A 14,441-nucleotide genomic window follows, 5' to 3' on the forward strand; every position below is an offset into this window, starting at 1 on the left:
TCCCGTCGCTTGATTCCGGCGGATATCATCGCGTGCCGGGCACCGCTACCCGAAATTTGTTCGCTGCTGCGCAAAGATATTCACCAGCCAGTCGATGAAGACACGGACCCGGGGCGAAAGCTGGCGGTTGCGCGGGTAGAGGAGCGAGACTGGTGTTTCCGTCAGCGGGAAACCCTTCAGTATCTCTATCAGCTCGCCGGAGGCGATGTAGCGTCCGGCGTGATAGCGCGGCACCTGGATGATGCCTAGCCCGCAGCGCGCCGCCGCATGAAGGCTCTCGGCTGCATTGACGGAGACAGTGGCCGGGATCATGACATTGCGGACCTGACCGTCGATGATGAATTCCAGCGGCAGCAGCCCGCCCGTCGCGCTGGACCGGAAACCGACCATACGGTGGCCATCGAGGCTGTCTGGATGTTCCGGCATGCCATGGCGCTCGATGTAGGCGGGTGAGGCGAGGGTAATCTCCTCCAGCATCGCCACGCGGCGGGCGATCATATCGCTGTCCTGCGGCACGCCGACGCGCAACACGCAATCGATGCCTTCGCGCACGAGATCGACCAACCGGTCGCCCTCGCTCATGTAAAATTCAATATCCGGATACATTTCCAGGAAGGACGGCAGGCTCGGCAGCACGAAATGCCGGGCAAGCGTGCCGTGCACATCGACTCGCAACATGCCCTTCGGCTTGACACCGGCAAAGGCCCCCTCGGCGTCCTCGATGTCGGCCAGAATCGAAAGGCAGCGCTGATAGTAGGCTTCGCCGTCGAGCGTCGGGCTGACATGGCGGGTGGTGCGTTGCAGCAGGCGGACGCCAAGTCGGGCTTCGAGCTGCTTGACGGCGTCAGTCACCGTCGAGCGCGGCAGCCCGGTGTCCTCGGCTGCGAGCGTAAAGCTGCGGCGTTCCACGACGCGGGAGAAGACCCGCATAGCATCGAATCTGTCCATTCTATTTGTTCGTATCTTCCGGATAGTGATGCCGAAGAATGCGTCATTATCCGCAGATTGAAAAGCGGCATCTTCTCCTCATCGAAATGCGCTACGGCGCAATTGAACGAAGGAGAAAGAAAATGACCAGCAATAACAACAAGATCGCCCTTGTAACCGGCGCTTCCCGCGGCATAGGCGCCGCTGTCGCGGAACGTCTCGCCAAGGACGGCTTTACCGTCGTCATCAACTATTCCGGCAACGCGGCTCCCGCCGAAGAACTGGTGCAGAAGATCGAGCAGGCCGGCGGCAAGGCGCTGACGGCGAAGGCCGACGTCAGCGACTCAGAGGCCGTGCGGCGGATGTTCGATGCGGCCGAAGCGGCCTTCGGTGGCATCGACGTTCTCGTCAACAATGCCGGCATCATGATGCTGTCTTCGATCGCCGACGCCGATGATGCCAATTTCGACCGCCAGGTCAGCGTCAACCTCAAGGGCACCTTCAACACGCTCCGCGAGGCCGGCAAGCGCCTGCGCAACGGCGGCCGGATCATCAACTTCTCGACCAGCGTCGTCGGCGTCAAGCTTGAGACCTACAGCGTCTACGCCGCCACCAAGGCCGCCGTCGAAATGCTGACGGCGATCATGTCGAGGGAAATGCGCGGCCGGAACATCACTGTGAATGCGGTCGCTCCCGGCCCGACGGCCACCGATCTCTTCCTCAACGGCAAATCCGACGAACTCGTCGGCCGCATGTCGAAGATGAACCCGCTCGAGCGCCTAGGCACGCCCGAAGATATCGCTGCCTCCGTCTCGTTCCTCGCCGGTCCGGACGGCTCCTGGGTCAACGGCCAAGTCCTGCGCGCCAACGGCGGCATGGTCTGATGCGCAACATCCAGCCAACCATCTCAATTCACCTCGTGAAAGAAGGAATGGGACAATGAGCAAGCAAGTTATCATCATCACCGGTGCATCGAGCGGCTTCGGCGCTCTCACTGCCCGCGCCCTTGCTAGGGAAGGCCACATCGTCTACGCCGGCATGCGCGCCACCGAAGGCCGCAATGCCAAAGCGGTCGCCGATGCAGCCGCTTTCGCCAAAGAGCACGGCGCGGATTTGCGCTCCGTCGAACTCGATGTCGCCTCCGGTACTTCGGTCGAAGCCGGTATCGCCAGGATCATCGCCGAGGCCGGCCGCCTCGATGCCGTCGTACACAATGCCGGCCACATGTCCTTTGGTCCGGCAGAGGCGTTCACGCCGGAACAGTTCGCCGAGCTCTTCGACATCAACGTGCTTTCGACGCAGCGCGTGAACCGGGCAGCGCTGCCTTATCTGCGTAGGCAGGGCAAAGGGCTGGTCGTCTGGGTGTCGTCATCGAGCGCCCGCGGTGGCACGCCTCCGTACCTTTCTCCGTACTTCGCCGCAAAGGGCGATGGACTCGCTTGCCGTCTCCTACGCTGCCGAACTCAGCCGCTGGGGCATCGAGACCTCGATCATCGTTCCCGGCGCCTTCACCAAAGGCACCAACCACTTCGCCCATTCCGGCTCGCCCGCCGATACAGCGGTGGCCACCGAATACAGCGAAGGCCCCTATAAGGGCGTTCCGGAGCAGGCGTTGAACGGTCTTGCCGCACTGGAGCCAGCCGATGCCGATGCGGGCTCGGTTGCCGCCGCCATTGCCGAAGTCGTCGCCATGCCCTTCGGGAGCCGCCCGTTCCGCATGCATATCGACCCGTCGCAAGATGGCGCGGAGATCGTAAACGGCGTTGCCGACCGGGTTCGCGCCGAGATGTATCGCCGCATCGGCCTCGAAGACTTGCTCAAGACTCACGTTAGGGGTTGACGTTCTGCGGCATTGTTCCGTTTTTCTGAACGGTGATGCTCGAAGTTACGGTCTTACAATCCGACCGGATGCAATTATATTTGTTGGGCAAGGAGCGAACGGAAATCCCCATCCGGGACGCCAACCTCCAAAAGCCTGCCGGGCCATTTTCCCTGGTGACGCGGGGCTCGAAATTCGAAGTTTATCCGATCGCGGCCCGTCGAAGGTTTCCCTGCCTTCCGGGCCGCTTCCGTTTTCAAGCGTCGTTGAGCTTCGCGTCGGCGAGCAGCTTTACCATCCAGTCCACGAAAACGCGCACCTTGTTGCTCAGGTGCCGGTTCGGCGGATAGACGACGTAGAGCGGCAGCGGATCGCGCTTCCATTCCGGCAGAACTTGAACGAGTTCTCCCTTTGCGATTGCTTCGCGCGTCATGAAACGGAGCATTTGGCCAACGCCGAGGCCGTTGGTGAGCGCACTCATGAATGTTCTGCCGTCATTCACCGAGACGATGTATCTCGGGTTCACCTCTATCTCTTCATTGCCGTTCTTGAACACGAACGGCATCATGCGGCCGGTCTGCGCGCGGAAATAGTTAATGCCGTAATGGCTACTTTCGAGTTCTTCCGGGCGTGAGGGCATGCCGAATTTCTCGATGTAGCGGGGCGATGCGCAGGTGACCATTTCGATTTCCGACACCCGCCTTGCGATCAACGACTGATCGGCGAGCGTGCCGGCGCGAAGGGCGCAATCGACATTCTCCGCAAGGTAGTCCACGGTGCGGTCGCTGACGCCGAGATCGATGCGGATATCCGGGTATTTCAGATAAAAGTCGCAGAGCGCCGGCACGATAATGGTGTCGGCAAAAGCGCCTGACATTTCAACGCGTAAGCGGCCGGTTGGAAGACTCTGGGAATTGGAAAGGCTGCCGTCGAGCTCTTCGAGTTCCGAAACAATCTGGGAGGCGCGTTCGTAGTAAAGCGCGCCGTCGGTCGTGACCATGACGCGCCGCGTCGTGCGGTTGAGCAGCTTGGTGCGCAGATGCGCTTCCAGTCCCTGGATGAGATTGGTGATTGTTGCTTTGGGCATTGCGAGCGTGTCAGCCGCCCGTGTAAAGTTGCCCGTCTCAACGACGCGTATGAAGGCGCGCATTGCCGAGAGCTGGTCCATCGGAAATCTCCACAGTTTGCACTGCGATATTATTCGAAATTCGGAACAGTGTAATCATAATACAGCTTCTTATTCCGCGATGTGAATAACAATATCTTTTTTGCAAGATTGGCAAGCCATGGCTGCTTGCCGTGCGTTACATCCCATTAAGCGAAAGCCCGACCGATGACGGTGCAGGTGAAAGACATGGTGCTGGAGAAGGTGGCTATCGGCCCCGTTTCCGCGCGCGTCTATCAGGGCGCCGAATTCGGCAAGGGGGCGCCGATCGTTCTGTTCTTTCACGGCGGCGCCTTCCTGCAGTCAGGCATCAAGGAAAGTGCGGTTGCTGAGAGCATGGCGAAAGCCGGTGCGATCGTTGCGGTCCCTGACTATAATGCGCCGCTCGGCAACGTCTTTCCGAAACCGCTCGAAGTCGGTTACTCCCTTTTTTCCTATCTTGCCAACAAGCGCGCATCCGGCATTGGCGATCGCAATTCACTGCTTCTGATCGCCGGCGAAGAGGCTGGCGGTAATATTGCCGCGGGTGTAGCGCTGAAGGCACGCGATCATTATGCCAACGCGCTCGACGGCCAGATCCTGCTTTCGCCGCTCCTCGATCCGTTCATGGGTACGTCCTCCATCCGCAAGGCGGACGGCATCGGCATGCGCCAGAGCTGGACGGAAGGGTGGAGCCACTATCTCAGCGGTGGCGGCTGCCACCCCTATGCGGCACCCTGCCTCTGTTCGCGCATTTCCGGGGTTGCGCCGGCGCTGATTTTCACCGCGGAAGACGATCCTCTGCGCGACGAGACCGTCGGTTATGCCGCCCGCCTCAAAGAGGCAGGCGTCGGGGTCCGCCAGCATATCCTCCCCGCCGGGACAGGCTGGCCATCTATCTACGGCGGGAAAACGGTCGGCACCTCGAACTGGCAGGAAAACATCAGCCGCGAGTTCGGAAGTTTCGTCCAGGAGTTAAGCGTTCAACACCAATTGCATTGAAAACGAACTGATTATCGCCGGCCACAAAAGGCCGCAAGGAGAGTACCAATGACGTCCAGAAAGAAGCGCTGGGCCCTGGTGGGCGCTGGCATAGGGCTTGTTGCGTCTGTTTCAGCAGCCGCCGTCTTTTTTGAATTGCCGATGAGCACTGCTGCCACGGCTGCTTCCGCTCCTGCACAGGCTCCCGCCGTACCGGTGACGGTTTCTGTCGTTGCTGCCCGTAATGTGACTGCTTGGGAAGAATTCTCTGGCCGTTTGGAAGCGGTCGACCGGGTTCAGGTGCGTTCTCGCGTCGCGGGCGCCATCCAGTCGGCTCACTTCCGCGAAGGTGCGCTGGTGAAGGCCGGCGATTTGCTCTTCACGATCGATCCGGCCCCCTATCAGGCCGCGGTTTCGCAGGCCGAAGGGCAGGCGGCTTCTGCCGAGGCCAAGGTCAGCCTGGCGCAGATCGAGCTTGAGCGCGGACGCCGGCTTTCGGACAGCCGCACGATCTCGCAGAGCGATATGGACCAGCGCCAGAGCGCCTATACCGAGGCGCAGGCAGGGCTTCGTACCGCGCAGGCGGCGCTGCGATCGGCTCAGCTCGATCTCAGCTATACCGAGGTCCGGGCTCCAGTTTCCGGCCGCGTCGGCAAGCTGGAAATCACCGCCGGCAACCTTGTCGCCGCAGGCTCGGCTTCACCAGCACTGACGACGCTCGTCTCGGTCGATCCGATCTATGCGAGCTTCAACGCCAGCGAGGAGATGGTGACGAAGGCGCTGTCGCAGCTTCCGGCTGGCGACGGTGCAGTCCGTCCGCTCGAACAGATCCCGGTTGAAGTCGGCACGCTCGCCGATGAGGGCACGCCGATCAAGGGCAAGCTCCAATTGGTTGACAACCAGGTCGATGCCGCAAGCGGCACGATCGGAGTACGTGCGGTGTTCGACAATCCGGGCGGCAAGCTACTTCCCGGCCAGTTCGTGCGCGTCCGCATGGGGCAGCCGAAAGCCGAAAACAGGGTTCTCGTCAGCGAACGCGCGATCGGTACCGATCAGGACAAGAAGTTCGTCTTCGTCGTCGACGGCGAGAACAAGGTCAGCTACCGGCCGGTTCAGCTCGGCAACGTAAGCGACGGCCTTCGCGTCGTCGAAAGCGGGCTGAACCCGGGCGACACGATCGTCGTCAATGGCTTGCAGCGCATCCGTCCGGGCGCGATCGTCGAGCCGCAGATGGAAGAGAAGGTGGCGGCCAAGTAGGCGTCGGCTATTCCCTTCTCTCCAGCGGGGAGAAGGTAGCCTGAAGGGTCGGATGAGGGAGCAGTCGCGGCAAACGCGCCCGCCGCTTATCGCTCGGTCGTTCGCTGCCCTGACAGGCATCTTCTCCCCAGGTGGGGAGAAGCGAGAATGAGCCAACTAAATGACCCGCCGGCGGTCTCCCAACCGCCGGACAGGGGCTTTGCATCCAAGTTCATCCCGGAGAGGGCTTTGAAATGAACATCTCCAGATTTTTTGTGGACCGCCCGGTGTTTGCCGGCGTGCTTTCGGTCCTCATCCTCGTCGCCGGTCTGATCGGCTTGAGGGCACTGCCGATTTCCGAATATCCGGAGGTCGTGCCGCCGTCGATCGTCGTGCGTGCCACCTATCCAGGCGCCAACCCGGAAGTTATCGCACAGACGGTTGCCACACCTCTCGAAGAGCAGATCAATGGCGTCGAGGACATGCTCTACATGTCCAGCCAGGCAACCTCCGACGGCGTCATGACGCTGACGGTGACCTTCAAGCTCGGCACCGACCCGGATAAAGCGCAGCAGCTCGTGCAGAACCGCGTCTCGCAGGCCGAACCCCGCCTGCCGGAAGAGGTGAAGAGCATCGGCATCACGACGGTCAAGAGTTCGCCGGACCTGATGATGGTCGTCAACCTGATCTCGCCGGACAACCGTTACGACATAACCTATCTGCGCAACTACGGCGTCCTCAACATTAAGGACCGCCTGGCGCGCATCGATGGCGTGGGCCAGGTCCAGGTCTTCGGTTCGGGCGACTATTCGATGCGCGTCTGGATCGATCCGCAGAGGGCTGCCGAGCATAATCTCGCCGCCAGTGATATCACCAATGCCATCCGCGAGCAGAACGTCCAAGCCGCTGCCGGTACGATCGGCGCTTCGCCGAGCCTGCCAGGCACCGATCTGCAGCTCAACGTGAACGCGCAAGGCCGCCTGCAGACGCCGGAGCAGTTCGGCAACATCATCGTCAAGACGGGCGCCAACGGCGAGATCACCCGGCTTAGCGATGTTGCGCGCGTCGAGCTCGGCGCTGCCGATTATTCGCTGCGCTCGATCCTCGACGGCAAGCCGGCGGTTGCCATTCCGGTCTTCCAGTCTCCGGGTTCCAACGCCATCACCATCTCGGACGAGGTCCAGAAGACGATGGAAGAGCTGAAGACCGCGATGCCGGACGGGGTCAGCTACGAGATCGTCTACGACACGACGAAGTTCGTTCGTTCGTCGATCGAGAAGGTCGTCGATACGCTGCTTGAAGCCATCGCGCTCGTCGTTCTTGTCGTGATCCTGTTCCTGCAGACATGGCGTGCCTCGATCATCCCGCTGATCGCCGTTCCGGTGTCGATCATCGGCACCTTTGCGGTGATGTACGTCTTCGGCTTCTCGATCAACGCACTCAGCCTCTTCGGCCTGGTGTTGGCGATCGGTATCGTGGTGGACGATGCGATCGTCGTCGTCGAAAACGTAGAGCGCAACATCGAGAATGGGCTCAGTCCGAGGGCTGCGACCTACAAGGCCATGAAGGAAGTTTCCGGTCCGATCATCGCGATCGCGCTCGTGCTCGTCGCTGTCTTTGTGCCGCTTGCCTTCATCAGCGGCCTGTCGGGTCAGTTCTATCGCCAGTTCGCGCTGACGATCGCGATCTCGACGGTTATCTCGGCTCTCAACTCACTGACGCTGTCTCCGGCGCTGGCAGCGCTCTTGCTGCAGGATCACCACGCCAAGCGTGATTGGCTGACGCGCGGCATGGACTTCATCTTCGGCTGGTTCTTCCGCGGCTTCAACCGCGCCTTTGGTGCCGGTTCGAGGGGCTATAGCAAAGGTGTCGGTGGCCTGCTGTCGCGCAAGAGTATCGTCATGGTCATCTACCTGGCGCTGGCCGGTGCGACCTACGGCATCTTCAATGCCGTTCCGGGTGGTTTCGTGCCGGCACAGGACAAACAGTATCTGATCGGTTTTGCCCAGCTGCCGGATGCCGCAAGCCTTGACCGGACCGAAGATGTTATCAAGCGGATGAGCGATATCGCCATGGCCGAACCCGGCGTTGCCCACGCAATCGCCTTCCCGGGTCTGTCGATCAACGGCTTCACGAACTCTTCGAATGCCGGCATCGTCTTCGTGACGCTGAAGGATTTCGAGGAGCGTAAGTCGCCCGCACTTTCCGGCGGTGCGATTGCCATGTCCCTGAACCAGAAGTTCGGGGTCATCCAGGATGCCTTCATTGCGATGTTCCCGCCGCCGCCGGTCAACGGCCTCGGTACGACGGGCGGCTTCAAGATGCAGCTCGAAGACCGCGCCGGCCTCGGCTACCAGGCGCTCGATGAAGCCACCAAGGCTATCATCGGCAAGGCTTATCAGACGCCTGAGCTGACCGGCATCTTCTCCGCCTACCAGATCAACGTTCCGCAGCTCTTTGCTGACCTCGATCGCGCGAAGGCCGAGCAGCTCGGCGTCTCGGTGACTGACGTCTTCGAAACACTGCAGATCTATCTGGGTTCGCTCTATGTCAACGACTTCAATGCCTTCGGCCGCACCTACAGCGTCCGCGTGCAGGCCGATGCGAAGTTCCGCGCCCAGGCGGACGACATCGGCCAGTTGAAGGTCCGTTCGGCATCGGGCCAGATGATCCCCTTGTCGGCGTTGCTGAAGGTCAGCGCGACGACCGGGCCGGAGCGGACCAACCGTTATAACGGTTTCCTCTCCGCCGATATCAACGGCGGTCCTGCTCCGGGCTTCTCCTCCGGCCAGGCTCAGGCCGCGATCGAAAAGATCGCCAACGAGACGCTGCCGAAGGGCATCAGCTTCGAGTGGACGGATCTGACCTACCAGCAGATCCTGGCGGGCAATTCCGGCGTACTGGTCTTCCCGCTGGCGCTGCTCCTGGTCTTCCTCGTGCTAGCCGCCCAGTATGAAAGCCTCACTTTGCCGCTTGCGATCATCATGATCGTGCCGATGGGTGTGCTGGCCGCCTTGACGGGTGTCTGGCTGACGGGTGGAGATAACAACATCTTCACCCAGATCGGCCTCGTGGTCCTTGTCGGTCTATCGGCGAAGAACGCGATCCTGATCGTGGAATTCGCCCGCGAACTGGAGTTCGAAGGCCGGACACCGGTTCAAGCGGCAATCGAGGCAAGCCGTCTGCGCCTTCGCCCGATCCTGATGACCTCCATGGCCTTCATCATGGGTGTCGTGCCGCTGGTGGTCTCCACTGGTGCGGGTGCGGAAATGCGCGCTGCCATGGGTGTCGCGGTCTTTGCCGGCATGATCGGCGTGACCTTCTTCGGCATCTTCATGACGCCGGTCTTCTACGTGCTGGTCCGTAAGCTGACGGGCAACCGTCCGCTGGTGCAGCACAACGACAACCATCCAGCGTCGGATGAAAATGTCATCCGGGTCGCGGCGGAATAAGCGGCAAACGCTGTCGAAATCAAAGGCGGGACATCTGGTCCCGCCTTTTTTATTTGCATGGCGGTGTCATGCGTCTATGTCTTTGATGAACGTACATCGGGCGAACAGAGCCATCCGCCAGAGCGTACAAACATGCCCGTTGGGGGAGGACAACATGACAGAAAACAAGCCGCCGAAGCGCCGCCTGCGTTCGCAGGACTGGTTCGACAATCCCGATCATATTGATATGACGGCGCTCTATCTCGAGCGCTTTATGAACTACGGCATCACGCCGGAAGAGCTGCGCTCCGGCAAGCCGGTCATCGGCATCGCCCAGAGCGGCAGTGATCTTACGCCCTGCAACAGGGTGCATGTCGAGCTTGCCAAGCGCGTGCGCGACGGCATCCGTGATGCGGGCGGCATTCCGATCGAGTTTCCAACGCATCCGATCTTCGAGAACTGCAAGCGTCCGACGGCGGCGCTCGACCGCAATCTCGCCTATCTCGGGCTTGTCGAAATCCTCTACGGCTATCCGCTCGACGGCGTCGTGCTGACGACCGGCTGCGACAAGACCACGCCTTCGGCAATCATGGCGGCGTCGACCGTGGATATCCCGGCGATCGTTCTTTCCGGCGGGCCGATGCTTGACGGCTGGCACGAGGGCGAACTGGCGGGCTCCGGAACCGTGATCTGGCGCATGCGGCGCAAATACGGTGCCGGCGAAATCGACAGGGAAGAGTTCCTTCAGGCAGCGCTCGATTCTGCACCGTCCGTCGGCCACTGCAATACGATGGGCACAGCCTCGACGATGAACGCGCTGGCCGAAGCGCTCGGCCTTTCGCTGACGGGGTGCGGCGCCATTCCGGCTGCTTACCGCGAGCGCGGCCAGATGGCCTACCGCACCGGGCGGCGCGCCGTCGAGATTGTGTTCGAGGACCTGAGGCCGTCGGACATCCTGACGCGCGAGGCTTTCCTCAACGCCATCCGTACCAATTCGGCGATCGGCGGTTCGACCAATGCGCAGCCGCATCTCGCGGCAATGGCGAAACATGCGGGTGTCGAGCTCCACCCCGAGGACTGGCAAGTCCATGGTTTCGATATCCCGCTGCTTGCGAATGTGCAGCCGGCTGGCGCCTATCTCGGCGAGCGTTATCACAGGGCAGGCGGCACGCCGGCCATCATGTGGGAGTTGCTGCAGGTCGGTAAGCTCGACGGCAACTGTCGCACGGTGACAGGCCGGACCATGGCCGAGAATCTGGAAGGCCGGGAGGCGAGCGACCGCGAGGTCATCCGGCCGTTTGCGAAACCTCTCAAGGAGCGGGCGGGCTTCCTCGTTCTTAAGGGCAATCTCTTCGATTTCGCGATCATGAAGATGAGCGTGGTCTCGGACGAGTTCCGCGCGCGTTATCTTCAGGAGGCCGGGCGCGAGGGCGTATTCCAGGGGAAGGCTGTCGTCTTCGACGGCTCGGAGGACTATCACAACCGCATCAACGATCCTTCGCTCGGTATCGATGAGAATACCATTCTCGTTATCCGCGGGGCGGGACCGATCGGCTGGCCGGGGTCAGCCGAGGTCGTCAATATGCAGCCGCCGGACCACCTCCTCAAACGCGGCATCAGCAGCCTGCCGACGATCGGCGACGGCCGCCAGTCGGGCACGGCGGACAGTCCTTCGATCCTCAACGCCTCGCCGGAAAGCGCCGCGGGCGGCGGTCTCGCCTGGCTTCGCTCCGGCGACATCATCCGGATCGATTTCAATTACGGCCGCTGCGACATGCTGGTCGACGACGCAGAGATCGAACGCCGGAAAGGAGATGGGATTCCGCCGGTGCCGGCCGATGCCACGCCGTGGCAGCGAATATACCGCCGGTCGGTCAATCAGCTTTCGGAAGGGGCCGTGCTTGAAGGGGCGGCAGACTTCCGCCAGATTGCAAAGGTTCCGCCACGTCACAACCATTAGGGGACACCCCCTACGGAAGTAAGAAAGGGTTCACCTCGTAACTAGATCGGGAATTCGTAAAAGGCTTCGTTAATGTGGGTTTGAGACGGTATTATAACTTCTCGCATCTGCTCAAGACCGAGACACCGAATTGCCGAAAAAAACACCGACCCGGTCGGAACAGGAATTCCAGAATCTGTTAAGGCGCCTCGAGCTTGCGCTCGACGCGTCGCAGATCGGCGTTTGGGAGCATGATGTGCGCACCAACCAGATCCTGTGGGATGCGCAGATGCACCGGCTCTATCAAACAGGCGAGACCATGTGCGTCGTTCCGACATCGATGTGGTGCGACGCGATCCATCCGGAAGACCGGCAACGCGCAGTGCAGGAATTCGAGGAGGCGGTCGCCCGGCGCGGTGCCTACAATTCCGAATTTCGCATAATCCTGCCAAGCGGCGCAATCCGGCATTTGCGCTCGCGGGCGCATTTCTACGTCAGCGAGGAGGGCGCTCCCTCGTTCATCGGCGCTGAGTGGGACGTCACGGCGGACGTCATATTGAACGCCGAGCTGAAGAACCAACGACAGGTCGCCGAGGCGCGGGCAAGGGCGCTTGAAGAAAGCAACGCGCGCATCGAATATGCGGCCGAGCACGATTATTTGACCGGGCTGCCCAACCGCCGCCTGTTCGACAGGCGGTTTACCGAACTGCATGCCGATAAGTCGAACTCGATGCTTGCCATCCTTCACCTTGGCCTCGACCAGTTCAAGCAGATCAACGATAGCTATGGCCACGCTGCAGGCGACGCCGTTCTGCGCGCGGCAGCGCTGCGGATTACGGCCGCCGTTCCGGGAAGCAGCCTCGTCGCGCGGGTTGGCGGCGATGAATTCGTCGTTCTGCTCTGGAATTTCGCAGGTGTCGAAGAACTCACCCGCATTGCGGCGGATGTGCAGCAGCGGCTGCGCAAGAAGATCCGGTTCGGCCAGGAACTGCTGCAGTCCGGCACGTCAATCGGCATATCATGGAACACCGGCCGGCGGACGCGCAATCTGTTCGCCGAGTCCGATCTTGCGCTTTATCAGGCGAAGAAACTCGGCTTGAACCGCATCGAATTCTTTACCCGGCAGTTGCAGGACGAACTGCTCGGCAAACGGCGCCTCGCCGAAGAGCTGAAGCGCGGCCTGGAGCGCGGAGAGATCGTCCCTTATTACCAAGTGCAATATGACGCCAGGACGCGCGCGATTTCCGGCCTCGAAGCGCTTGCCCGCTGGCTTCATCCGGAAAGAGGTTTGCTGTCGCCTGCTGCGTTCCTGAAGATTGCGGAAGAAAGTGGACTTTCGGCAGACATCGACGAAACAATCCTCAGGAAGGCGCTGGATGATCGCCGCAATTGGCAGGATCGGGGCGCCGCTGTTCCGCGCATAGCGGTCAACATTTCCAGCGCGCGGCTGTTCGATCCGGCGCTGCTCGATGGCCTCCGGGCGATGGAGGTTCCTCCTAGCGAATTCGCTTTCGAGCTGGTGGAGACGATCTTTCTCGACGATCCCGATGAGAGGCTGCTGAGCAATATCGATCAGATCAAACAGATGGGCATCGATATCGAGATCGATGATTTCGGCTCGGGGCACGCCTCACTAATCGGGTTAGCAAAGCTGCGCCCAACACGCTTGAAACTCGACCGGCAGTTGGTGACCGACATCGTCGAATCCGAGGAACAACACCGTGTCGTCAGTTCCATCATCGACATAGCCAAAGCGCTCAATGTCGGCGTGATCGCGGAAGGCGTTGAAACGGAGGGCCACGCTGAAGCGTTGACGCAGCTCGGCTGCGACATGCTGCAGGGTTATGCACTCGGATATCCGATGCCAGCTGCGGAGATCGGCAAGCTCATTTCGCCGACCGGCCGAATTCCGGTCAAATCGGGTGCGGGCGGACGAACGCTGGGAGTTACGATTCCAGCTCCCGGCGGGCTTCCAGATACCATTCGACAAAAGCTCTGATGCCGGTTTCGAGCGTCGTGTCCGGTTTGTATCCCGTCAGGGCGACAAGCAGGTCCGGGCTTGCGAAGGTGCGCGGCACGTCACCCTTCTGCATCGGCAGCATCTTACGCTGCGCCGGCTGGCCGAGCGCTCTCTCCACTGTCTCCACGAAGTCCATGAGGCTGACCGGCTGACCGCCGCCGATATTGACGATGCGGAACGGCGCCTGGCGGGACAGCGTCTCGACCTTCTCGTCGGCAACGCGGTTTTCCTCCGAGGGCGTGATCGCGGAAAGTCGCACGATCGACTCGACGAGGTCGTCGATATAGGTGAAATCGCGGCTCATCTTGCCTTCGCCGTAGATTTCGATCGGCTGGTCTTCCAGCATGCTCTTCACGAACTTGAAGAGCGCCATGTCCGGGCGGCCCCAGGGACCATAGACGGTGAAGAAACGGAAGGCGGTCGTCGGCACCTTGTACAGATGCGCATAACTGTGCGCCATCAGTTCCATCGACTTCTTGGTCGCGGCGTAGACCGTCAGGGGTTCGTCGGCCCTGTCGGTCTCATGGAAGGGAACGGAGGGATTCGCACCATAGATCGAAGAGGTCGAGGCCAGCATTAGATGCTGCACCTTATGGCGCTCCGCGGTTTCCAGGATATTCCACGAGCCTTCGACGTTCGAGCTCAGATAGGCGCGAGGATTTTCGAGACTGTAGCGGACGCCCGCCTGGGCCGCGAGGTGGATCAGGACGTCCGGCTTTGCCTGGCTGACCGCGTCCTCCAGCGCCTTCTGATCTTCAAGCATGGCGACCACCGGCTTGAAGGTGGGGAACTGGGCCAGAGCCGCATGCCGCATGTGCTTGAGCTTGACGTTGTAATACGGCGTCAGGCCGTCAAAACCGGTAACCCGATGCCCATCCTGCAACAGGCGCCGCGCGAGGTGAAAGCCGATGAAGCCTGCGGTGCCTGTTATGAAGTAATGCATT

At 61.1% G+C, this 14,441-nt stretch carries 9 protein-coding genes and 1 pseudogene; 7 read left to right on the plus strand and 3 right to left on the minus strand.

Annotation, left to right across the window (positions count from 1 at the left end):
• Positions 1-45: 45 nt before the first annotated feature.
• Positions 46-948, minus strand: a complete 903-nt coding sequence (locus tag BN1800_RS13495) for a LysR family transcriptional regulator (RefSeq protein ID WP_027510108.1) — start codon at positions 946-948, stop codon at positions 46-48.
• A gap of 122 nt (positions 949-1,070) precedes the next feature.
• On the opposite strand from BN1800_RS13495, the gene BN1800_RS13500 reads away from it, so the two are divergent.
• Both BN1800_RS13500 and BN1800_RS13505 read left to right on the plus strand, forming a co-directional pair.
• Positions 1,071-1,811: an SDR family oxidoreductase gene (locus BN1800_RS13500; protein WP_086998431.1), complete on the plus strand. Its 741-nt coding sequence runs from the start codon at positions 1,071-1,073 to the stop codon at positions 1,809-1,811.
• Between the two features lie 55 nt (positions 1,812-1,866).
• A pseudogene (locus BN1800_RS13505) lies at positions 1,867-2,767 on the plus strand (SDR family oxidoreductase).
• 235 nt (positions 2,768-3,002) lie between these two features.
• Here the strand turns inward: BN1800_RS13505 and BN1800_RS13510 are convergent.
• Complete coding sequence (locus BN1800_RS13510; protein WP_027510111.1) at positions 3,003-3,914, minus strand: LysR family transcriptional regulator; 912 nt, start codon at positions 3,912-3,914, stop codon at positions 3,003-3,005.
• 165 nt (positions 3,915-4,079) lie between these two features.
• Between BN1800_RS13510 and BN1800_RS13515 the strand changes: the two genes are divergently transcribed.
• The 5 genes from BN1800_RS13515 to BN1800_RS13535 all read left to right on the plus strand — a co-directional run bounded on the left by BN1800_RS13515 (position 4,080) and on the right by BN1800_RS13535 (position 13,476).
• A complete protein-coding gene (locus tag BN1800_RS13515) occupies positions 4,080-4,892 on the plus strand; it encodes an alpha/beta hydrolase fold domain-containing protein (protein ID WP_027510112.1) in 813 nt (270 codons plus the stop codon).
• A 48-nt stretch (positions 4,893-4,940) separates the two neighbouring features.
• A complete protein-coding gene (locus BN1800_RS13520; protein WP_027510113.1) occupies positions 4,941-6,128 on the plus strand; it encodes an efflux RND transporter periplasmic adaptor subunit in 1,188 nt (395 codons plus the stop codon).
• A gap of 233 nt (positions 6,129-6,361) precedes the next feature.
• A complete protein-coding gene (locus BN1800_RS13525; protein WP_027510114.1) occupies positions 6,362-9,559 on the plus strand; it encodes an efflux RND transporter permease subunit in 3,198 nt (1,065 codons plus the stop codon).
• A 154-nt stretch (positions 9,560-9,713) separates the two neighbouring features.
• A complete protein-coding gene (locus BN1800_RS13530) occupies positions 9,714-11,498 on the plus strand; it encodes an IlvD/Edd family dehydratase (RefSeq protein WP_027510115.1) in 1,785 nt (594 codons plus the stop codon).
• Between the two features lie 130 nt (positions 11,499-11,628).
• Positions 11,629-13,476, plus strand: a complete 1,848-nt coding sequence (locus tag BN1800_RS13535; RefSeq protein WP_086998212.1) for a putative bifunctional diguanylate cyclase/phosphodiesterase — start codon at positions 11,629-11,631, stop codon at positions 13,474-13,476.
• On the opposite strand, the gene BN1800_RS13540 is transcribed toward BN1800_RS13535, so the two are convergent.
• Complete coding sequence (locus BN1800_RS13540) at positions 13,424-14,440, minus strand: NAD-dependent epimerase (RefSeq protein WP_086998215.1); 1,017 nt, start codon at positions 14,438-14,440, stop codon at positions 13,424-13,426. The two genes, BN1800_RS13535 and BN1800_RS13540, sit on opposite strands and share 53 nt — an antisense overlap.
• Between the last annotated feature and the right edge of the window lies 1 nt (position 14,441).

Origin of the sequence: Rhizobium sullae, assembly GCF_900169785.1 — a bacterium.
GTDB classification, from domain to species: domain Bacteria; phylum Pseudomonadota; class Alphaproteobacteria; order Rhizobiales; family Rhizobiaceae; genus Rhizobium; species Rhizobium sullae.